Here is a 21,253-nt window from a genome sequence, read left to right as displayed (position 1 = left end):
CACCAAATCCAAGGAGGAATCGCGACTATAGACCTGTATCTTACCATAAAGTGGCATACTTATTTATGAAATTTGGGGCATGTTCTTAATCCCGGTCAAGCCTATAATGAGGGCAGAAAGCAACAAATGTAGCGCGCACACTTGTTGGTTCTTACTTCAATTAACCGGAGGAACGGAATGATCAAGTCACACAAACAGCTTACATCTACATTATGGGTTTCTGCTGCACTTGCGTTGACGCTTGGGGTTGTCAGCCCTCAGCAGGCGTCCGCCCAATCCGAATCGCTTCATTCATCTATGGTTGTGGCTTCTGCCGGACAGTCTGCCAAAATTGAATCCAGTGTTCGTCTGCGTACCGCCCCATCTGTGAACAGCAATGTGCTGAAGTATTTGCAGAAGGGTGAAATCGTCTCCATTTTGGAAGTGACGAACAGTTATTTCTATAAAGTACAGTCTGCTAGTGGTGATGTCGGGTATGTCAGCTCGGGGAGTCAGTATATATCTCTGACCAGCGCGGGCAGTAAGCCAGCTAAGCCTGCACCAACACCGACACCAACGCCAGCTCCTGTTGTTCCCAATCCGAGCAATGCAGTAGAACGGGTAATCAGTGCGGGTATGGGATATTTGGGAACACCATACGAGTTTGGTTCCAGCCGGAACAACACGAATACCTTCGATTGCTCCGATTTTATCCGCCAAATATTCATGGATGCTGGTGTTGTGAAGCTGCCCGCAGATTCCCGTCAGCAGGGGGATTGGGTGAAGCAGAATAGTACCGTGGTTAAGGATATCTCTGGATTAAAACGCGGGGATCTGATGTTCTTTATGAGTTACCGCGGGAATTCCGCATCGGCCTATGCTGGTGTTAATAAGTCGACTGAAAGAATTACACATGTTGCCATCTATTTGGGCGACAACAAAGTTCTGCACACCTACTCTGTTGCTTCCGGCGGGGTTAGAGTGGATAATTTAAGCGCTTCTTGGATGAACCGTTTCCTATACGGAGGATCGGTCATCCGCTGATATAGATAAGTAAATCAAGGCACAGGAGCGGCAGCAAGAGTATGTGACGGGTGAACGACAAGCGGGTACAGGGAAGAGGCTATTCCTTCAGTAGATGATCTACTGTGGGGATAGCCTCTTCTTTTGATGGATTTTGCCGGGACTTAGGCATCCTTCTGGAATAAAAACCATGGACAGGCACCATTTCCTGGGGCTATGGTAGAGTTATGGTGTAAATACATACGCAGAAAGCAGGGACTTGAACCCGGGCTTTACCCAGTCAGGTATTGGTTGGGACGTTTTTCCATTATTGTGATTGCTACTATCCTAGTAAACCAAAAGGAGGCCGTGGAATTACAAACAATATTTAATTTAATCTTCAAAACAGGGACTTGGGAATAAGCGATGATTACATTGATCTTCCTCTGCGTCCGGTAAAGAGCGAGACGATGAAGAGCACAAGAAAGATGTAGAACAGGACTTTGGCAATGCCGGCAGCCGCGGCTACCAGATTGAAGAAACCGAAGATTCCGGCAATCAAGGCAATCACTAGCAGGATTACAGACCATTTTAGCATGATAAGTTCACCCTTTCGTTTTGTCGATAGTCATTGTATAAACGGTGGGGCAGGGCATTGAAACAAGGGATCTAAGAATAGTCTTCAGGACGCTTGACAAGTTGTTTAAGCTTTTTCAGGAAGGGGTAACTATGCAGTATTAAGGCAGGTTAGCCATCATTCATTTATGATTTTGGAAGGGGTTTTTGGATATGATTATTGAACTTAGCGTAGCCCTTGTGGCTGTCGCATTCGCTGTACTCGTCTTCTTTTTAATCAAAACCTTGCGTTCGGCAAAAGATTCTCTCGATAATGTCAGCCAAACGCTGCAGGAGGTCCAAAAGACCATTGATGAGCTTACGTACGAAGTGAAAACCACAGTCCGGCATGCGAACGATATTACGGTAGATGTACAGAATCAGCTTCAGAAGATCGATCCCATCATGGACTCGGTGAAGAACCTGGGCGAGGTCATGAATGAACTGACGCTAACCGCAAAGCAAGTATCTGTGACCGTCATTGAGAAATACCGCAAATCCCGGGAACTGAAGGACAAGCGGAAGGAAGTATCCATTGATGATACCCCATTGACCCCATCTGAGGAACGTACGGTGAAGTCTTATGAAGAGACTTATGCCAAAAAAGAAGGGGGCAAAGTCTCCGCCGTACTGAAGGGTGTGGATGTGGCAGCGACCCTCTGGAAGAAGTTCCGGCCTTAGGCACGGTGTAACGGACAAGACGGAAGCAGATCAGAAAGGCGGAACAACAAGATGAATATGATCATTTTATTGCTTAGTCTCCTTTCTCCGATGTTGGATGCGGGTCCGCAGAAACAAGACTCCGCAGCCGTCTTGGCGCCGCAGGCGCAGGTAGTTTCGTCGTTGCTATATGCAGCCCGTCCCACAACTTACTTGGATAGCTTTGATTCCCTGGCGGGCGTTTCGCTGAATACCACACAGGAAGAATTGCTGCTGATCAAGGGGACACCGCTTCACATAGCCCAAGATCCCTGGCTTGATTGTCTGGAGTACCAATATGAAGACATGTCAGCAGGAGTATATGCAGGACAAGTGATCTATGTTCATGTTGCCCCCGTTCAGGCACGGCTTTATGGCTTGTTAATTAACGGGATAAAGATTGAACCGGAGAAGGATATTTTGCGTGAATTGCTGGGAACCCCGTATTTTGTGGCTGAGGATGGCGATGTATATATGAGGGGAAATGTAGCGCTCAAGATTTACCGGAATCCGGCGACCGGAGCATGGGATGGCATTGATTTGTTCGATGGGAATTCTTCCTAACCGTTTCAATAGGGGGAATTGAGGTTAATGAAAGATCAGCTGTATTTTTGTCACAGTGGCTCTTAACCTTAACTAAAGGAGAGTGAGATCATGGATTCAATCGGTACTGGGTCGTATGCTAAGGTGGTAGAGAACGGTGTTCAGGCGATAGAGGAAGTGAATCAACTACGGAGCAGCGGTTACAGCAAGGAAGACATTTATGTAATCAGTCATGACCAGGAACGTGAAGAAAGAATTGCAGACATTGCTGACTCCAATGAAGTTGGCTTATCAGAAGAAGGACTGTTTGGTACAATGGCCAACCTGTTCCGCTCACGCGGGGACGAGCTTCGCTCCAAGATCACTTCGCTCGGATTCAACGACGCAGAAGCTGATTTCTACGAGAAGGAGCTGGACCGGGGGAAAGTTCTTGTCATTGCCCGGAGAGCTCGTTTAATATGAAGCTAGTCTTGTAAAGAACAAATAGTCCAATAACGTAACCTCCAGAACCACTAGGTGTAGTGGGGCTGGAGGTTACTTTGTTGAATTCCTTAGGCAGATCAGCTGCCCTGTATGTTAAGGTTGTGAATGGAACCGTCTTAGCAAGTATCGTATGATTATGAAGATACAGGTTGTACAGGATGTTACGGTCGATATACTACTCATGCGAGGTGACGATAATGAGAATTCTAATCGTGGACGATAATCCGACTAATGTGATCATTATCCGTGAGATCCTGAAAAAAGAAGACTACCGGAATTTCATCACGGCCTCTTCTGCCAAGGAGATGCTGGATCTTCTGGGCATAGACCAGAATAATCCGGAAGGACGGTCCAGGCACTCGGACATTGATCTGATCCTGCTGGACATGATGATGCCGGAGATGGATGGGATTGAAGCTTGTCGTGTAGTTCAGCAGTATGAGCATCTCAAGGATATTCCAATTATTATGGTTACTGCTGTAGGCGATTCGAAAAAACTGGCCGAAGCGCTGGACGCTGGAGCTGTAGACTATGTCACGAAGCCGATCAACAAGGTGGAACTGATGGCGAGAATCCGCTTGGCGTTACGGCTAAAGCAGGAGAAGGACTGGCATAAAGAGCGGGATCAGCGCATACAGGATGAGCTGAAGCTTGCGGCACTTGTGCAGAATGCAGTACTTAGCCTGCCGATTGAGGGAGAGGATTTTGAGGTCCATGCGATTTATCAGCCGTCCTTTGAACTGGCGGGGGATTTATATGCTTGGTACGACTTAGGGGACGGCCGCTACGGCGTCATTCTTCTGGATATGATGGGTCACGGAATCTCCTCGTCCCTATTCTGTATGTTCATTGCCTCCGTGCTGAAAGACACAGTCACGACCTATGTTGAGCCGGAGAAAGTCGTGCAAGAACTGAACCGGCGTTTTAACCAGCTTTATATTGAGAAGTCACTTGTGCAGTATTATTTCACAGCCATTTATATGGTCGTTGATACACGCATGCGCCGTATTGATTATGTCAATGCAGGACATCCGCCGGCACTATTCTTCGAAGGTGATAGCAAGGAGCCGGTGCTGCTGAAGAGCAACTGCCATCCAGTTGGTCTGTTTGATCGTATGGAAGCCCAGCCGCAAAGCGTCAGCTTTGAGGAGGAAGGTCATCTGGTACTGTACACTGATGGGTTGCTGGAGATGGCAGAGGGTGAACAGGAGGACCAGCTGGACTTTATGATTGGCCATTTACGAGGTGGGCATGCGTGGCAGGAAGAAGCGATGCAGGCTGCATTCTTTAATGAAAAGCTGGACCGGGAACGCGATGATGACAAGTGCCTGGTCTGGATCTCACTGAAGAAGGAGACAGAGAAGGAATGAAGATCAAAGCCAAACTTCTTATCGGGTTCAGTGCACTGCTGGCGATTATGTTTGCCCTCACTCTTATTGGATATGACCGGTTAAATTATATGAACCATCAGCTAGACAGTTATCAGGACCGGTATCAGAAGGGGCGAAACTCTTCCGGCATGCGCGGAGAAGTAAACGATATGGCGCGTATATTGACAACTTCGATGTTGAATTCAGATTCTATGGCTATCGAGTCGCAAAAGAGCGAGATTAACGGGAAACTTGCCAAAGTAGATCAATATTTGGATAACATCAAGGAATCGATGACTAGTGCCGAAGAACTTCAGATTGTCAAAAGAATTGAGAACTCCTATTCCGCTTATAAGGATTATCAGGAACGGGCGATGGTGATGCTTGCCGCGGGCGACATCCAAAGCGCCAATGCCTACCGCAACGCTAAGGGTCAGGATGTACAGAATGAGGTGCTTGAGAGCCTGAACAGCTTGTCTGACTATAACTACTATAAGCAGAATGAACAAGCTGCCCAGGCGGAGCAGGCCTACCAGAGCTCCATCCAAATGGTTACCCTGATCATGATTACGGGTCTGCTGCTGGGGCTGGGAGTGATACTGTGGGTCATTCCCAGTATTACGCGCGGTCTGAATGTGATATCGATGATGATCAGCAGCTTCGGCAACGGCAGGCTCAGGGCTATTCGCCGGATCAAAGTCACTTCCAAGGATGAAATCGGCGAAGTGGCCCGGGTGTTCAAGGAAATGGCTGAGGATATCGAGCAGAAGCAGGAGATGGAAAAAGCCTACGCTCAGGCACAGAACGATCAGTCCTGGCTCAATGCCAATGTAGCCCAGGTTACGGAGCTGCTGCGTGGAGTTAGCTCGCTGGACGGCATCGCCCAGACCTTTATCAATGAATTCACCCCTATACTGAGTGCTCAGTACGGAGCGCTTTATTTGAAAGACCCCAATAATCCAGAGTCTCTGCGCAGTAGCGGCCGCTACGCCGCAGACGGTGAGAAGGAGCCGAAGGGAAGCTTCGCTATAGGTCAGGGGCTTGTCGGACAGTGCGCTCTGGACAAGAAGCCGATTAAGCTCGAGCAGGCACCGGATGATTACATCAAGGTGGCTTCCGGTTTTGGTCATGCTCAGCCCGATCATATTTCCATTCATCCTGTGCTGTTCGAGGATGAACTGCTGGGCGTGATGGAGTTTGCTTCATTTGAACCGTTTACCTCTCTGCAGACGGAACTGTTACACCAACTTGCGAACAACCTGGGTATTATTCTTAATAATGTTACACGTCGGATTGTTGTAGAGGAACTGCTTCGCGAATCGCAAGCGATGACAGAAGAGCTGCAATGTCAGTCGGAGGAATTGCAGACCCAACAAGAGGAGCTGCGCCGCTCCAATGAGAACCTGGAAGAGCAGACGGACGCGCTTAAACGCTCCGAAGAACTGCTGCAGCGCCAGCAGGAAGAGCTGGAACATTACAATACGGAACTGATTGCCAAGACCCGCGCCTTAGAGGAGCAGGTGCAGGAAGTCGAGGAGAAGAAGGACGAGATTGAGCATGCCCGTGGTCAACTGGAGAAGCAGGCGATGCAGCTGGCCGTGACCAGTAAATACAAGTCGGAATTCCTGGCGAATATGTCCCATGAGCTGCGGACACCACTGAACAGTCTGCTGATTCTCTCACAGCTGCTCACGGAGAACAAAGAAGGCAATCTTAACGATAAGCAAGTGGAATTTGCGCACACCATCTATATGTCAGGCGCCGATCTGCTGAAGATGATCGATGAGATTCTTGATTTGTCCAAGGTCGATGCTGGCAAAATGGAGCTGAATCACGAAGAGATTCGGCTGGCTGATTTGAACAGCTTCGTGAAGCAGAATTTCGGTGCGCAGGCACTCAAGAAAGGTCTATCCCTGCGTACACACATTGGCGAACCGCTGCCGGAGATCATCATTGCCGACAGCCACCGCTTGAAGCAGATTCTGCGGAATCTGCTCTCCAATGCCTTCAAATTCACAAGTGAAGGATTCGTCGAGTTTTCTATAAGCCCGGTAACAGGGAATGTGCCCGTCTATTTGCCTCCTGAAGCCGAATACATCGCCCTGTCTGTGAAGGACAGCGGCATCGGCATTCCGGCAGACAAGACGGATCTCGTGTTCGAAGCGTTCCAGCAAGTGGACGGAACGACCAGCCGCAAATATGGGGGCACAGGCCTCGGCCTGTCTATCAGCCGCGAACTGGCCCGCTTAATGGGTGGGGCAATCGTACTGGATTCCCGGGAAGGGCAAGGCAGCACCTTCACGCTGTACCTGCCGGTTCAAGCGAATTACAGTCAGCTATTGGGAACCGCAGAGGCTGCCGCCACAAGTGAAGCGGTGAATCTGGCCGGCTATGTCGAAGAACTGCTGCCGGTCAAAACTACCAACGCCTTTACCGTTACAGAGATTCAAGAGCTGGTTGTTGTAGACGATGATCGCGAGGAACTTAGTACCAGCGATAAGGTGCTGCTGATCATTGAAGATGATGAGAGCTTCGCGAAGATTCTGCTCGGTATGGCCCGTGGCCGCGGCTTTAAAGGGCTGGTGGCTCTGCAGGGAGATACCGGGATGCAAATGGCCAAGTCCTATTTGCCGGATGCCATTATTCTTGATATCCAGCTGCCGGTTATGGACGGCTGGTCTATCCTGCGGGAGCTGAAGGGTTCCTCACAGACCCGGCATATCCCTGTTCATGTCATCTCTGTGAGCGACGAGGTGAAGCAGGGACTCATGATGGGCGCGATGGCTTACTTGCGCAAGCCCTCTTCCCGCGAAGCGCTGGAGCGGGCGTTCTCGCAAATCGAGAACTATACGTCCAGCACGCTTAAGCATCTCCTAATTGTGGAGGATGATGAGATTCAGCGTCTTTCCATCATGGAGCTGATAGGCCACGATGATGTCGCCATCACTGCGGTATCCAGCGGCGGCGAAGCGCTGGCTGAGCTGCGCAAGCAGAAATATGACTGCATGGTACTGGATCTCATGCTTGAGGATATGAACGGGTTTGAACTGCTGGATCAGATTCGCGATGATGAGGAACTGAATGATCTGCCTATCATCATCTACACTGGCAAGGATCTCGACACCAAGGAAGAGATGCGGCTGCGCAAATACGCGGAGTCGATCATCATCAAGGATGTTCGTTCTCCGGAGCGGCTACTGGATGAGACCACGCTGTTCCTGCATCGGGTGGAGGCTAATTTGCCAGAAGACAAGCGCAAGATCCTTCAGAAGCTTCATAATAAAGAGGAACTGTTCGACGGCAAAAAAATACTGCTCGTCGATGACGACATACGGAATGTATTTGCTCTGTCCAGCGTACTGGAAGGCTACAATATGGAAGTGAAGTTCGCCGAGAACGGCCGTGAAGCACTGGACCTGCTCGTGGAGCAGGAGGATTTCGACCTGGTGCTGATGGATATGATGATGCCGGAGATGGACGGATATGAGGCTATGCGCCGGATTCGTGAGATGCCGCAGTACCAGAAGCTGCCGATTATCGCACTTACAGCGAAGGCAATGAAAGAGGATCGGGCTAAATGCATAGAGGCTGGAGCCTCCGATTATATGAAGAAACCGATCGAGACCGATCAGCTTCTTTCATTAATGCGGGTGTGGTTGTATTCGTAACCATGATTTTGGGGTAATAGTCTTAAAGATTAATAAACAGATCATCCCTGGGATGGTGTAGTGGCAAGGAGTCAGGATAACCATGACAGCAATGGATCACGGATATGAAAGTCAGCCTACATTGTCCGGGGGCAAGAACGAATTAGAGCAAATCGAGATTGAACTGCTCCTGGACGGGGTACATCGTTTATACGGATATGATTTTCGCAATTATGCGCTACCTTCCTTGAAGCGAAGAATTTGGCATCATGTCCATGCAGAGAATCTATCCAGCATATCTGCATTGCAGGAGAAAGTGCTGCATGACCGGTCCTGTTTTGAACGTTTTGTCTACAGCCTTTCTATTCCCGTAACGGAAATGTTCAGGGACCCGGGGCTGTTCCTGACCTTCCGCCAGAAGGTCATTCCGCTGCTGCGGACGTACCCTTACATCCGCATTTGGCATGCTGGCTGCTCTACAGGCGAAGAAGTATACTCCATGGCAATTTTACTGCATGAAGAAGGGCTGTATGACAAGGCACGCATCTACGCGACGGACATGAATGACCGTTCTCTGCAGCAGGCTAAGGAAGGCGTATACGAGATCAGCAGAATGCAGCAGTATACTAAGAATTATCTGGAGGCGGGCGGGACCCGCGCATTCTCAGAGTACTATACAGCGAAATACAATTCGGTGATTCTGCAGCCCTATTTGCGCAAAAATATTATTTTTGCCGAGCATAACCTGGCTACAGACACCTCGTTCAACGAATTCAATGTTATTTTCTGCCGAAATGTAATGATCTACTTCAATGATGACCTGCGAGACCATGTGCACGGGTTGTTTAATGAAAGCCTTGGCCGGTTCGGCGTGCTCGTGCTTGGCTCGAAGGAATCCATTCATTTTACCAGGTACAGCGATAGTTACGAACCCCTGGACAGAGTAGAGAAAATCTATCGGAAGATCAAATAGTGTGCTTAGGAGGGTCCCATGGGGTTTCAAGAGCCGATTCATATACTGTTGGTAGACGACCGTCCTGAAAATTTGCTGGCGCTGGAGGCAGTGCTTGAGAGTCAGCAATATAAGCTTGTCAAAGCCACCTCCGGCGAGGAAGCGCTGCGGTGTTTGTTGAAGTATGAATTCGCAGTTATTGTACTGGACGTACAGATGCCGGGTATGGATGGCATTGAGACCGCCAAGTTGATCAAGGCCAGAGATAAGACTAAGGATATCCCGATTATTTTCATTTCAGCTAACAGCAGGGAGGCGGAGCATCTGTTTGCCGGATACTCCGCCGGGGCCATTGATTATATGGTGAAGCCGTTCATTCCGCAGATTTTAAAATCCAAGATTGAAGGCTTTGTCGATATGTATTTGACGAGCAAGAAGCACCAGACCCAGACGATGCTGCTGCAGCAGAAGACGCAGGAGCTAGAGCGGATCAATGGGGAACTGATCAAGGCCAAGGAAGAGGCAGAGATCGCGGCCAAAGCCAAGACGGAATTTCTGGCGATGATGAGTCATGAGATTCGTACACCGATGAACGGCGTCGTGGGCATGATTGATTTGCTGATGGAGACCGAGCTTGAGCCGGAGCAGAAGGAATATACTGAGATTATCCGCAAAAGTGCCGACACATTGATTACCGTTATTAACGATATTCTGGATTTCACGAAGATGGAGTCCGGTAAAATGGAGATGGAGGAGCAGCTCTTTGAGCTGCGGACCTGTATCCAGGAGGTCTTCAACCTCTTTGCTATGGAAGCCGGGAAAAAGAACCTGGAGCTGGCCTATTTCATTGACCACAAGCTCCCGAGATTGCTGTACGGCGATATGGCGCGCTTGCGCCAGGTGCTGATCAATTTGGTCGCGAATGCCGTCAAGTTCACCAATCAGGGTGGAGTGTACCTGGTTGCGTCTGCTGTGCAAAGCAAGGATAATAAAATCGTAGTAGAGTTTACGGTTAAGGACACAGGCATCGGGATTTCCCCGGAGAAATGCGACCGGCTATTCCAGCCGTTCTCGCAGCTTGATTCCTCTATGACACGTAAGTATGGGGGAACCGGTCTTGGACTCGCCATTTGCAAATCCCTTGTAGGGATGATGGGCGGGGATATCCGGGTCGAATCGATGGAGGAGAAGGGTGCTACGTTTGTCTTTACCATCCAGGCAACTCTACCCGAGGGAGAACTGGTGGGCAGTGGAGAGAAGGAAGAAGCAGCCCACACTTTCCCGAGTGAAGAGGAACGCAGCAGGGTGCTTATTGTGGATGACCATCCCATCAACCAGAGGCTGATGGTCAGCATGCTGCATAAGCTTGGTTATGAGGCAGATGTCGCCGAAGACGGTAGACAGGCTGTGGCCCTGGCGCTGAAGCATGCTTATGAATTTATCTTTATGGACCTGCAAATGCCGGTGATGGACGGCCTGGAGGCTACAGCCGAGATCCGGCGTGGAGGCGGACCGTCTGCCGGAACAGCTATTATCATTGCGATGACGGCCAATGTCATGGAGGGCATCCAGAACCGCTGCCTGGCTTCAGGGATGAATGATTACATCAGCAAGCCGCTCAAGATGGGCAGCATCAAGCAGATCATTTCACGATATTCCCGAAAGGATACCCTGATCAATGAGCGTGGGACGTCCATTCATCATGCGTAATTCAGAAAATACCAGAGTCTGAATAACCGTTTTTTGTTTCAAAACTATGCCTTTAGGGTTATTGGTAAAGAAAACATATATCAGGAGAGATTGTCTATGAATACACATAAAAGCGAAAAGTTTCATGCAAAGACTAAGACCGAAGGCAGTGTATGTACAGTTTTCCTAAGCGGGGAACTCGATTTGTCGGTTGCTCCTGATTTTCGTCTTGTCATGGAGCCGCTTGTGGGTGAAGCTGGGCTGGACCTCGTCATTAATCTTAAAGAATTAAGATACATCGACAGCACAGGCATCGGAATTCTGCTCTCGATCCTGAAAGCCAGACATGGTATGGATGTTAAATTCATTGTGGAAGAAGTGCCTCCGCAAATTCAGAAGCTGTTTGATATGACCGGTATTGCTAAGTTTTTTGCCCCCCAAGAGAATTCCCACTAGGAAAGGACCGAACAAAGAATGAGTGATGATGTGCAAAGAGTAGTTCTCCAGTTGCCGGCCAGCGCGGAATATGTCGATATCGTCAGATTAAATCTATATGGTATTGCTTCAAAAATGGGTTTTACGTACGAGGACATTGAAGATATGAAGGTTGCCGTATCGGAAGCCTGTAACAACTCTGTACTGTATGCTTACGGGCAGGATGATGGATTGGTGGATGTGATTTTTGAGGTTGGCCCAGATGCATTGTCCATTATTGTCAAAGATGAGGGGGAGAGCTTTGACGGCGTGGACTCGGCTGCTGAGCGTACGACGCTGCACGACAAAGAGCTGAGTGACGTTCAGGTCGGAGGCCTGGGATTCTACCTGATGCAGGCACTGATGGACGATGTTAGCGTAGTAAGCGAGGCGGGGAGAGGGACGGTGGTTACCTTGACCAAGCGGCTTCATTATAGTGAGGAGAAAGTATGAACGAAAAAGCGACTCCCCCCGAGTCCATGAATGAAGCAGTGAGCCTGATCTGGGAATACCAGCAAAGTAAAGATAATGAAATAGCCACCACCTTAATTCAGAAATACGAGCCAATGGTCAAAATGGCTGCCGGCAAAATCGCTCGCAATCGTCCCGACCTCTATGAGGATCTGTACCAGGTTGGTCAAATGGCGCTAATCCGGTTGCTGCAGCAATATGATATCAGCTTGGGAATTCCTTTTGAACCTTATGCCATGAAAAGCATGATTGGGCATATGAAGAATTTCCTGCGCGATAAATCCTGGTACATACAAGTTCCGAGACGGATCAAGGAGAAGGGGGCCCTCGTTCAGCAGGCGATCGACGAACTGACGATCAGGCTGGAGCGTTCGCCCGCAGTGGATGAAATAGCCCACTATCTTGACCTATCTGTGGAGGAAACAGTAGAAGTACTGGCGGGCAGGGAATGTTATCACTATGTGTCACTGGATTCACCGCTCTCCCAAGAGGAGACCGGCGCAACACTTGGCGAACTGATCAGTTCGGAAGCCAATGATTTTGAAACGGTAGAGAAGCGCATGGACTTGCAGCAGGCGCTCGGTCAATTGAAGGAGCAAGAGCAGCAAGTGCTGCTACTAGCCTTCCAGGACGGGCAATCTCAGCGGGCCATCGCTCAGAAGCTGGGCGTTTCACAGATGAGTGTCTCGCGAATTCAGAAGCGGGCCACCGAGAAGCTGAAGCAGATCATGTCTAATTCTTCCTATTGAATGACGATCGGATATTATGAATGATGATCAGAATCGATGATGCCGTCTGCACGCTATTGCCTAACGAACGATAGGGTATGCTATTCTCCGGAACGGAGAGAAGCATACCCTTTGTTGTGTCAACGAGCGAAAGCCCCCTGCATACGCCGGGCTTCGTAACAATCGTTTAACGGAAGTCCTGGTGCAGGCAGCAGGGCGTGTTAATTGTTGGCATCAATATAGTTTTTAATCTCACCCAGATATTCTCCGATGACTGGCACATTGATGAACAGACTGGCTACATAACCGAGCAGACCAAGGATGATGAATGTCCCTAGTGAAAGCCCGAGTCCCCGGGAAATGCCAGCCATCAGGTTGGTGAGGATCCGTTTTTTCGGATTAGAATAATTTTCGAGAATATCTTTGAATTCTGCTTTTTCTAGCGAATTAGCAATTTGGTCGAGCCGCGCATTGAGCCGTTTGACCTCATGCCGCAGCTCAAAGGGATGCTCCTCCAATTCATAGGTTTTGCTTCTGTTCATCGAATCTCCCATATCGCTCCCCGCTTTCTTTAGCCGCAATATTTTTTTAAAATCGACCTTTAAGACATGGCAATAGCCAGCTACGGTGAGCTGGCTATTGAATAAATGGAGCATAGCTGGTTTTCACCGTTGATCCATTAGGAGGATTTATAGGTAGACTTGACGTCTTCTTTGGCGTTCTTGGCTTCGTCTGCTACATCTTTAGATGCGTCTTTCACATCTGAGGCCACGCTGGCTGAAGCTTCGCTGACTGTCTCGCCGATCTTTTTCCCGGTGTCTTGCAGGGTGGCCGCGATTTGCTGTTTACTGTCGCTGACGGTAGTATAAATGTCGGAGGCTTTGGTGGAAACCGTGTCAGCAAGGTCGGAGGCCTTTTCGCCTACGGTAGTTGCCAGAGCTTTGGTCTTTTCCGTCACGGCCCCAGCAACCTCCTTGGTCTTGTCTGTGGCAAGCGACAGCTTGTCCGACAAGTCGCTGCGTATCTCGCGGCCGGGTTTGGGTGCGAACAGCAGGGCGGCTGCCGCACCGATCAATCCACCGATAAAGACACCTTTTAGGAAGTTGCTGCCGTGTTCTGTTTCATGCTCTACGTTACTCATCACCGATCACTCCTTATCAGAATAGGGTATTCCAGAATCGTGAGGCGGGAATACCGCCCCCTTCATCGGGATTTCATGGGGATCTGAAGCTATCTTACTTGGTATATAAACGTTAGTGTATAGGCTGAAACAGCAAATGAGCAAGGGAACGATTAACGGAGAAATCTACAGATTGGGCGCAATAGAGGGGATTATAAGCACATAAACGGCTGTTTTTGCGGCTTTACAAACAACTCCTGATAGCCGAAAGATTATATAGTTTCTTGGAATTAAACATGAATTTATTTATAGAAGTTTTTAGAAAAGAGGAGAGACATCATGGAAACAGTGTTGGTGCGAGAATACCGGTCGGATTTGCTGGAGTGTGTCCACAGTGGACATATCGCCATCGTCGGGGAGGGGGGGCAATTAAAGGGATACGCTGGGGATCCCGGCTTTGTTTCCTTTACCCGTTCAGCAGCAAAACCTATGCAGGCCATTCCTGGTATTCGTGCTGGGATCGCTGAGCACTATGGCCTCACACCGCCGGAAATTGCGCTCATGACGGCTTCCCACCGGGGCGAAAGCTACCATGTGTCCACACTGGAGAGCATCTCAGCTAAGGTCGGCATTGAGGAATCGGCTATGATTTGCGCGACTAGCTACCCGCTGGACCGCAGCAGTCGGGAAGAAGCCATCCGCGGCTACAACAAGCGAAAAATTTATCATAATTGTGCCGGTAAGCATATGGGTATTCTGTCCTATAGCAAGCTGAAGGGCTTGCCGCTGGATGAATATGATCAGCCGAGTCATCCGGTTCAACGTGAAATTATAGATACGATTGCAGACTTGGCGAACATAGCTCCGGAGAGCATCGGGCTCGGAACGGATGGCTGCGGCTTGCCCGTATTTGCCCTCCCTCTAACGGCACTCGCTAATGCCTATCTGAAGATGGCCTGTCCCGGTCTTATTGACGATGGACCAACCCGTAAAGCGGTTGAGGTCATTACTTCAGCCATGAATGCTCATCCAGAGATGGTGGCTGGTCATGGACGCTTGGATTCAATTCTGCTGGCGGATGATAACATCATTGCCAAAGGCGGTTTCAAAGGGGTCTATTGCTTCGCACTACGTCGGGAGCGGCTGGGAATCTCGTTCAAGATCCTCGACGGCTCTGAGGAAGAGTGGGGCCTGATTGTCTACAGCATTCTGGAACAACTAGGTTACAGTGAGCAGACTACGATGGAAAAGCTACGTGAAGCCTTCACAGGTGTTATCTATAATGACGGCGGAACGAGAGTAGGGCATGCAGAGACGGTGTTCAAACTACAGTCTAATCTCGACTAATGTATGATTGACAGCGGATGAGTGAGGGTAAGAAATATATAATTAAAGCGCCTATTTACCAGTACGGTTCCAAGATATCAACATCTATGGAGGTGCAACAATTATGATCAAAGTCATCACATCCGCAGAGAGGCATACATCGAATAGGGACTGGATACACAGTGAGTTCAGCTTTTCCTTTGCCGATTACGACGATCCCAGCAATGCGCATTTCGGTGCGCTACTGGCCCATAACGACAACGAGTTGAAGCCGCAGCAGGGTATGCATGAGCATCCGCATCACAATCTTGAGATTATAACGTATGTGGTTTCAGGGGTACTGAGCCATGAGGATGACCTGGGCAATCAGATCGATCTTCATGCCGGTACTGTCCAAATTATGAGTGCGGGAACAGGCATTAATCACTCGGAAAAGAATCAATCGCAGAGCAGCAATGTACGTTTCCTGCAGATTTGGCTACTTCCGAACCAGCGCGGGCTATCCCCCAGATGGGATGCGAAATTTTATCCCCGAGAGCAACGTCTCAACAAACTGCTGCCGGTGGCTTCTGGAACTGGTGAGGATGGCGCGCTGAGATTCAACGAGAATGCGACTATTTATTTGTCGGTGCTGGAGACAAACCGTGAGCTGCGATATCCACAGCAGGAGCACAGGAGAACTCACATTTTCGTGATTTCAGGGAATGTGGAGATATCTTGTTCGGATGGCAGTTTTGACCTGAAAACAGGAGATGCTGCGCGCATCCGCAAGAACTGTGAGATGACCATTAGAGGGACCGGCAGTGATGGTGCAGCGGAGCTGATTTTGATTGATCTTCCTTAAGAGGGATTCCTCTAAAGGACAATCAACCTTGCTATTTTTACTTGCTATTTTTAATTGAAAAAAGCCCCTTGTCTTCATGGCTCATTCGCGGAATGGACCAAGACAAGGGGCTTTTTTGTGTGCTGTTACTTGCGGCGAAGACGTCCAAGCTCGGACACCAGCGCCTCAACTTGGGAAATGCTGAGTCTGTCGCTTCCCATAGCGACTTCGTACACATCGAGAATATCCTCATAATTATCTACCGAGAACGCAGAAGCTTGCATGGCGGCTGCACTAGCCATTTTCAGCTTATCTTTGATGGCTTCAATCATATATTCAACATTTTCCTGGCTTGGTTGTGTCAAATCCATTGGGTTTATTACATCCTCTCTGACCATTGATCCCTGTATTTTACCATGTTTGCAGGCGAGACCACCATTTTTTTGTCGAGGAGAATGAAATCGTGTAAAATGATAAAAGAATTTTGGAATACCGGAGCAGGAGAACAAGGAGATGGAGCAGATGGGGATCCGGGAGCAGGGGAATGGACGTCGATATAAGAAGGACACAGAAGGACTGACGGCGTTCTTCCGGGAAATTGCAGCTCTGCATACTATCGAACAGGTAACCTTTCTTTGTATTGGCACGGATCGCTCCACTGGAGATGCGCTTGGCCCGCTAACAGGCAGCAGGCTGTTGGACTATGGCTTTCCGTATGTAGTTGGCACATTGCCGAACCCCTGTGACGCAGATAATTTGCTGGCACAGGTGGCTGCGATCCCGCCTGGGCAGATTATTATTGCTGTAGATGCCTGTCTGGGGACGCTCCTAACCCGAGGTAGTTATCTCACTGCGGCAGGACCGTTGCAGCCTGCACAGTCAGTAGGTCTGAAGTTGCCGGCTATTGGGCATTACAGTATAGCGGCTATTGTGGATGTGAACGGACCCAAGCCTTATCATACTTTGCAGACAACGCCGCTGCACCGGGTGATGGTCATGGCAGAACAGATTTCCGGAGCGGCCGCCACAGGTTTCGGTTTGGAAGCTTATGGGCGTTTCAAGGGAAGCAGTTTGGCTTAAATATATATATCTAACGTGCTTCATAATCTTCTACATAGAAAGAAGGAGCAGCCATGGAAAAAGTTCGTTGTGAAGGAAGCACGATCTGCTACAGTGATCAGGGCAAGGGTGAAGCCATTGTACTGCTGCACGGATTTTGCGGCAGCGCTGAATATTGGGAGAAGGTGATTCCCCGTCTTAGCGGCAGCTATCGTGTCATCGCGCCTGACCTGCGTGGACATGGCGAATCGGATGCTCCGCTTGGGGCGTACACAATTGAAAGTATGGCCGACGATGTGCTTGCGCTGCTGGACGCTCTGGAATTATCCAAGGTGACGCTGCTTGGCCATTCTCTGGGAGGCTATGTTGCGCTGTCCTTTGTCCAGCGGTATGCGTCCCGTTTGACTGGTTTTGGACTGATCCATTCGACAGCCTACCCGGATACGGATGAGGCGAAGGAGAAACGGCTGAAGAGTGTCAGCACCATTCAGAACGAAGGAATTAACGTGTTTGTGGACGGACTTGTACCAGGTCTATTCGCACCAGGTACAGTAGAGTCTTCACCGCATCTGCTGGAGCGGGCGAAGGAAATCGGCTACAGAACACCTCCGCAGGGAGCTGCGGGAGTCGCTCTGGCGATGCGTGAGCGACCGGACCGCCGGGATGTACTCTCGGCCAGTGAGCTGCCTGTTCTACTGGTGGCCGGTGCGGAGGATAGATTGGTTCCTGCGGAGCGAACCTTCACATTGGACAAGCCGAGCGTCACTCAGGCCACCATTGCAGGCGTGGGCCACATGAGTATGTTGGAGGACCCTGAACGGTTATCGGAGATTATCGGGGACTTTGTGGACAAGGCTGTAGCAACAAATTAATATCTGATCTGTAAGAGAACAAAGAGGCAGCACCCGCAGGTTCACGGGGTGCTGCCTCTTTGTCGTTCAAATGCAGAGGGACCCGTCATAGTGCTTTTTTTGTCAAGCCGTTGTCCATCGTTTAAGATGGAAACAGAAGACACAGTTGAACATGAAAGAGGCAGCGTGGCAGCAGGGAGTTGTGTCTGTGGCCGCGGTATAGAAGGGAGTGTAAGGTATGTTCCGAAGAGATTATATTGTCCGCATGATTGAGGATATGACAGCGATGGTGGCAAAGGTTCTTACGCTGAAGCAGGAACGGAAGACGACGGAAGCCTTATGGGAAGTCGATGAATTACTGAACAGGCATTTCCGGCTCAATTCCCGCCTTTTAAATTCATTGTCTGTCGAGGACGTCATTGAGATGTTCCGGTTGGGCGGTATCATTGAATCCGATAAACTTCAGGGAGTAGCCAGGCTGCTCAAAGAGGAGGGCGGAATCTACACAGCAGCAGGCAACAAGGAAGAAGCACTGTTCCGGTCGATGCGGGCATTGCATCTGTACTTGTACGCCGATCTGCATGGGGCCGACCGGAGTCTTCTGTCTATGACGGAGGAAATCGATGAGCTACTGCAGGAGGTCCAGGGATACCGGGTTCCGGCCAAAACAGAGCGGTTGTTGCTGCCCTATCTGGAATCACAGGGCCGTTATAGCAAAGCGGAGGACAGTCTGTACCGGCTGCGGGAGCAGGGGGAGGATGTAGCCGTTGAAGGGAAGGCATTGTATGAACGGCTGTTGCTAAAGGCCCCCGAAGAACTGGAGAAGGGACAACTACCCCTTGATGAAGTCAAACAGGGGCTACAGGAATGGAACCGACTGGTTGACCGGGAAAAGGAATGGGAGCTGCAATGAGCCTGCCTTTATTCATTGTTGATGCGTTTGCCGATCGGGCTTATTCCGGCAATCCGGCCGCCGTATGTCTACTGGAGGGACCCGCTGGAGAGGAGTTTATGCAACAAACCGCCGCGGAAATGAATCTGTCAGAGACAGCCTTTCTCTGGCCGGAGGATGGTGCTTATCGGCTGCGCTGGTTCACACCTGCTGCGGAAGTGAAGCTATGCGGACATGCTACTCTGGCGAGTGCGCATGTATTGTGGGAGACTGGAATGCTGGCTCCCGATGAAGAAGCCAGGTTTCATACATTAAGCGGACTTCTGACCGCAAGACGGAAGGATGAAAGGATCAGTCTTTATTTTCCGCCTTATGAACTTACTCTAGTGCAGGAGGTACCGGGGCTGGCCGCAGCACTCGGTATACCCGAAGGAGATATCTCGCAGATCATGCAGTACGCTGACAATCTGCTGGTTCATGTGAATCAGGAATCTCTGGTCCGGGGACTGAATCCTGACTTTGCCCTGCTGGCTGGACTTGCTGCAAGGGCTGTTTCGGTAACAGCTGAGAGTAATGAAGAAGGTATCGATTTCGTCTCGCGTTTCTTTGCACCTAAAGTAGGTGTGAACGAAGATCCTGTTACCGGCTCTGCGCATACTGCACTCGGTCCTTATTGGGCCGCTAAATTGAATCGTTCCCGTCTGAGTGCCTACCAGGCCTCTCAGCGCGGAGGTCATCTGCTGCTAGATGTAGGCAGTGAGACGATAACTCTAACAGGTCATGCCATCACAATACTCAAAGGGCAACTGCAAGTGGAGTCAGTCTGTTTATAACCAGTATTGTTATGACATGCTATAATAGATGGACTGTCAGGAGAACATAGTTCTCCATTTTTAATTCCGAAAGTGAGATGTGCCCTGTGGAATCTTTAAAAGCTCTTATTGAACAAGTGATCAGTGACCGCACATTAATTACGGCGACGCTGAGTCAACTGCGAAGCAAAGGCGAAGTCGCCTACAGCAAGGTTGTAATCAAGCCTGTTGAGTTAAAAGGCAAGCTGCATTATCAGTTCGCCTACTATATTGGACCAAAGGTGGAGCATCGCAACATCCCGGCCGAAGAGGCAGCCGAAGAGATGACTCTGCTACTCAGAGACACCTTCCGCCAAGGATTGATCTGCACCATAGAAGCCGATTATCAAGTGCTGATTAGCAAGAAATACAAGGTCTCGATTCTGACGAAGTCCCCAACCAAGAAGGAAACGCCTGACCTGGCCCACAACCGCCGCAAGCGATACGTCCTGGAGGACGGGAAGCCGGTACCATTCCTGGTGGAGCTGGGGATTATGAATAGTGAAGGCAAGGTTTTGGCGAGAAAATACGACAAGTTCCGGCAAATCAATCGTTTCTTGGAAATGGTGGAGGATGTACTGGCCGATCTGCCAACTGGACGTCCGTTAACAATCGTGGATTTTGGTTGCGGAAAATCATACTTGACCTTCGCACTATATCATTATTTGAAGGTGCGCGAGAAGCGGGAGCTGAACATTGTCGGTCTGGACCTTAAAGTGGATGTTATCGCACATTGCAGCGAGCTTGCTGCGAAGCTGGGATACGACCAACTTCGTTTCCTGGTGGGTGATATCGCCAAGTACGACGAGTTGGAACAAGTTGATATGGTCGTCACACTCCATGCCTGTGATACCGCTACAGATGCTGCGCTTGAAAAAGCGGTCCGCTGGGGCGCTTCAGTCATTCTCTCCGTACCTTGCTGTCAGCATGAGCTATTCGCACAGGTCGAGAATGAAGTGTTGAATCCGCTGCTGTCGCACGGCATTCTGAAGGAGCGTTTCTCAGCGCTGGCGACAGATGCTATCCGTGCCAAACTGCTGGACCTTCTCGGCTACCGGAGTCAGCTCTTGGAGTTTATCGACCTGGAGCATACCCCGAAGAACATCTTGATCCGTGCTGTCCGCAGCGCTGGAGGTGATAATGCTGCCAAATGGCGCGAGTATACCGCCTTCCGCGATTTCCTGGGCGCCAAGCCCTATCTGGAACGCGCTTGTGCGGATTTGCTGCCGACGGAGGCATAGGGAAATAGTGGCCTCAAAAGTCCACACTGTTCTGCAATAACGGACTTCCCTCATGCTCAAACCATAAGATCCAGCGATATCGTATTGAAAAAATGGGGCACACACCATAAGATCCAGCGATATCGTGTTGAAACAAACGGGACACACACCATAAGATCCAACAATATCGTGTTGAAACAAACGGGACACACACCATAAGATCCAACAATATCGTGTTGAGAATGTAAGACTCGGTTCTAATGCGCTCGAAATCGTTAGGATCAACCCGGAAATGACCTCCGAATCCACGCTTCAGTGGAGGAAGAGGTTTTTTTGTAGCCAAAGTCCGTCTCTATGCAATATTCAGTCAGTTCTTGGTCAAAAGAGCTTCATCAAAACAACTGAATCAAAACAACTGCATTAAACAACTTCATGAAATTAATTATTCATTAGGTTAGA

The 21,253-nt window shown here is 49.6% G+C and carries 22 protein-coding genes; 18 read left to right on the top strand and 4 right to left on the bottom strand.

Translation table 11 applies throughout. The features are described from left to right. Nucleotides 1-177 precede the first annotated feature (177 nt). A complete protein-coding gene (locus HPT30_RS12590) occupies nucleotides 178-1,023 on the top strand; it encodes a C40 family peptidase (RefSeq protein ID WP_175371736.1) in 846 nt (281 codons plus the stop codon). 388 nt (nucleotides 1,024-1,411) lie between these two features. Here HPT30_RS12590 and HPT30_RS12585 read toward each other — a convergent pair whose 3' ends face one another. Continuing rightward, the gene (locus HPT30_RS12585) at nucleotides 1,412-1,579 is read right to left on the bottom strand and encodes a DUF1328 domain-containing protein (RefSeq protein WP_083205100.1); all 168 of its coding nucleotides are present in this window, start codon (nucleotides 1,577-1,579) and stop codon (nucleotides 1,412-1,414) included. A 191-nt stretch (nucleotides 1,580-1,770) separates the two neighbouring features. Between HPT30_RS12585 and HPT30_RS12580 the strand changes: the two genes are divergently transcribed. The 10 genes from HPT30_RS12580 to HPT30_RS12535 all read left to right on the top strand — a co-directional run bounded on the left by HPT30_RS12580 (nucleotide 1,771) and on the right by HPT30_RS12535 (nucleotide 12,673). Continuing rightward, entirely contained in the window at nucleotides 1,771-2,277 is a 507-nt protein-coding gene (locus HPT30_RS12580; protein ID WP_175371735.1) for a DUF948 domain-containing protein, read from the top strand. 51 nt (nucleotides 2,278-2,328) lie between these two features. Then, nucleotides 2,329-2,859, top strand: a complete 531-nt coding sequence (locus tag HPT30_RS12575) for a hypothetical protein (RefSeq protein ID WP_175371734.1) — start codon at nucleotides 2,329-2,331, stop codon at nucleotides 2,857-2,859. A gap of 90 nt (nucleotides 2,860-2,949) precedes the next feature. Beyond that, nucleotides 2,950-3,300, top strand: a complete 351-nt coding sequence (locus HPT30_RS12570) for a YflT domain-containing protein (protein WP_175371733.1) — start codon at nucleotides 2,950-2,952, stop codon at nucleotides 3,298-3,300. A gap of 218 nt (nucleotides 3,301-3,518) precedes the next feature. Next, nucleotides 3,519-4,691 (top strand): SpoIIE family protein phosphatase, encoded by a 1,173-nt coding sequence (locus HPT30_RS12565; protein WP_175371732.1) that lies wholly within the window; start codon nucleotides 3,519-3,521, stop codon nucleotides 4,689-4,691. Beyond that, nucleotides 4,688-8,359 (top strand): response regulator, encoded by a 3,672-nt coding sequence (locus HPT30_RS12560; RefSeq protein WP_175371731.1) that lies wholly within the window; start codon nucleotides 4,688-4,690, stop codon nucleotides 8,357-8,359. The genes HPT30_RS12565 and HPT30_RS12560 overlap by 4 nt, the downstream gene beginning before the upstream one ends. Nucleotides 8,360-8,441: 82 nt before the next feature. Beyond that, complete coding sequence (locus tag HPT30_RS12555) at nucleotides 8,442-9,311, top strand: CheR family methyltransferase (protein ID WP_175371730.1); 870 nt, start codon at nucleotides 8,442-8,444, stop codon at nucleotides 9,309-9,311. Between the two features lie 18 nt (nucleotides 9,312-9,329). After that, the gene (locus HPT30_RS12550) at nucleotides 9,330-11,000 is read left to right on the top strand and encodes a hybrid sensor histidine kinase/response regulator (RefSeq protein WP_175371729.1); all 1,671 of its coding nucleotides are present in this window, start codon (nucleotides 9,330-9,332) and stop codon (nucleotides 10,998-11,000) included. A 96-nt stretch (nucleotides 11,001-11,096) separates the two neighbouring features. Beyond that, nucleotides 11,097-11,435 carry an STAS domain-containing protein gene (locus HPT30_RS12545; RefSeq protein ID WP_066365894.1) on the top strand — a complete coding sequence of 113 codons (339 nt, stop codon included), beginning with the start codon at nucleotides 11,097-11,099 and terminating at the stop codon, nucleotides 11,433-11,435. 18 nt (nucleotides 11,436-11,453) lie between these two features. After that, nucleotides 11,454-11,906 carry an anti-sigma B factor RsbW gene (gene rsbW, locus HPT30_RS12540; RefSeq protein ID WP_175371728.1) on the top strand — a complete coding sequence of 151 codons (453 nt, stop codon included), beginning with the start codon at nucleotides 11,454-11,456 and terminating at the stop codon, nucleotides 11,904-11,906. Beyond that, on the top strand, nucleotides 11,903-12,673 hold the full coding sequence (locus HPT30_RS12535; protein ID WP_175371727.1) for a sigma-70 family RNA polymerase sigma factor: 771 nt from the start codon (nucleotides 11,903-11,905) through the stop codon (nucleotides 12,671-12,673). Before rsbW ends, HPT30_RS12535 begins: the two co-directional genes overlap by 4 nt. Before the next feature lie 200 nt (nucleotides 12,674-12,873). On the opposite strand, the gene HPT30_RS12530 is transcribed toward HPT30_RS12535, so the two are convergent. Both HPT30_RS12530 and HPT30_RS12525 read right to left on the bottom strand, forming a co-directional pair. Then, the gene (locus HPT30_RS12530) at nucleotides 12,874-13,194 is read right to left on the bottom strand and encodes a DUF5665 domain-containing protein (RefSeq protein ID WP_246317054.1); all 321 of its coding nucleotides are present in this window, start codon (nucleotides 13,192-13,194) and stop codon (nucleotides 12,874-12,876) included. A 137-nt stretch (nucleotides 13,195-13,331) separates the two neighbouring features. Continuing rightward, nucleotides 13,332-13,793 carry a YtxH domain-containing protein gene (locus tag HPT30_RS12525; RefSeq protein WP_175371725.1) on the bottom strand — a complete coding sequence of 154 codons (462 nt, stop codon included), beginning with the start codon at nucleotides 13,791-13,793 and terminating at the stop codon, nucleotides 13,332-13,334. 318 nt (nucleotides 13,794-14,111) lie between these two features. On the opposite strand from HPT30_RS12525, the gene HPT30_RS12520 reads away from it, so the two are divergent. Both HPT30_RS12520 and HPT30_RS12515 read left to right on the top strand, forming a co-directional pair. After that, the gene (locus HPT30_RS12520) at nucleotides 14,112-15,119 is read left to right on the top strand and encodes an asparaginase (protein WP_175371724.1); all 1,008 of its coding nucleotides are present in this window, start codon (nucleotides 14,112-14,114) and stop codon (nucleotides 15,117-15,119) included. 103 nt (nucleotides 15,120-15,222) lie between these two features. After that, nucleotides 15,223-15,942 carry a pirin family protein gene (locus tag HPT30_RS12515; RefSeq protein ID WP_175371723.1) on the top strand — a complete coding sequence of 240 codons (720 nt, stop codon included), beginning with the start codon at nucleotides 15,223-15,225 and terminating at the stop codon, nucleotides 15,940-15,942. 125 nt (nucleotides 15,943-16,067) lie between these two features. Here HPT30_RS12515 and HPT30_RS12510 read toward each other — a convergent pair whose 3' ends face one another. After that, on the bottom strand, nucleotides 16,068-16,292 hold the full coding sequence (locus tag HPT30_RS12510; protein WP_066365864.1) for a DUF1128 family protein: 225 nt from the start codon (nucleotides 16,290-16,292) through the stop codon (nucleotides 16,068-16,070). A gap of 142 nt (nucleotides 16,293-16,434) precedes the next feature. Between HPT30_RS12510 and yyaC the strand changes: the two genes are divergently transcribed. From yyaC to HPT30_RS12485, 5 genes are all read left to right on the top strand, one after another. Continuing rightward, on the top strand, nucleotides 16,435-17,001 hold the full coding sequence (gene yyaC / locus HPT30_RS12505) for a spore protease YyaC (RefSeq protein ID WP_312876331.1): 567 nt from the start codon (nucleotides 16,435-16,437) through the stop codon (nucleotides 16,999-17,001). A 53-nt stretch (nucleotides 17,002-17,054) separates the two neighbouring features. Beyond that, on the top strand, nucleotides 17,055-17,852 hold the full coding sequence (locus HPT30_RS12500) for an alpha/beta fold hydrolase (protein WP_175371722.1): 798 nt from the start codon (nucleotides 17,055-17,057) through the stop codon (nucleotides 17,850-17,852). A 217-nt stretch (nucleotides 17,853-18,069) separates the two neighbouring features. Continuing rightward, nucleotides 18,070-18,744 (top strand): DUF6483 family protein, encoded by a 675-nt coding sequence (locus tag HPT30_RS12495; protein ID WP_175371721.1) that lies wholly within the window; start codon nucleotides 18,070-18,072, stop codon nucleotides 18,742-18,744. Then, nucleotides 18,741-19,556, top strand: coding sequence for a PhzF family protein (locus HPT30_RS12490; protein ID WP_175371720.1), 816 nt, complete (start codon nucleotides 18,741-18,743; stop codon nucleotides 19,554-19,556). The genes HPT30_RS12495 and HPT30_RS12490 overlap by 4 nt, the downstream gene beginning before the upstream one ends. A 77-nt stretch (nucleotides 19,557-19,633) precedes the next feature. Continuing rightward, on the top strand, nucleotides 19,634-20,815 hold the full coding sequence (locus HPT30_RS12485) for a class I SAM-dependent methyltransferase (RefSeq protein ID WP_175371719.1): 1,182 nt from the start codon (nucleotides 19,634-19,636) through the stop codon (nucleotides 20,813-20,815). Nucleotides 20,816-21,253: the final 438 nt, after the last annotated feature.

It is taken from the genome of Paenibacillus agri (genome assembly GCF_013359945.1).
In the GTDB taxonomy this organism is placed as follows: Bacteria; Bacillota; Bacilli; order Paenibacillales; family Paenibacillaceae; genus Paenibacillus_AQ; species Paenibacillus_AQ agri.
The sequence above is the reverse complement of the archived record's forward strand: the minus strand, read 5'-3'. Positions and strand labels throughout refer to the sequence as shown.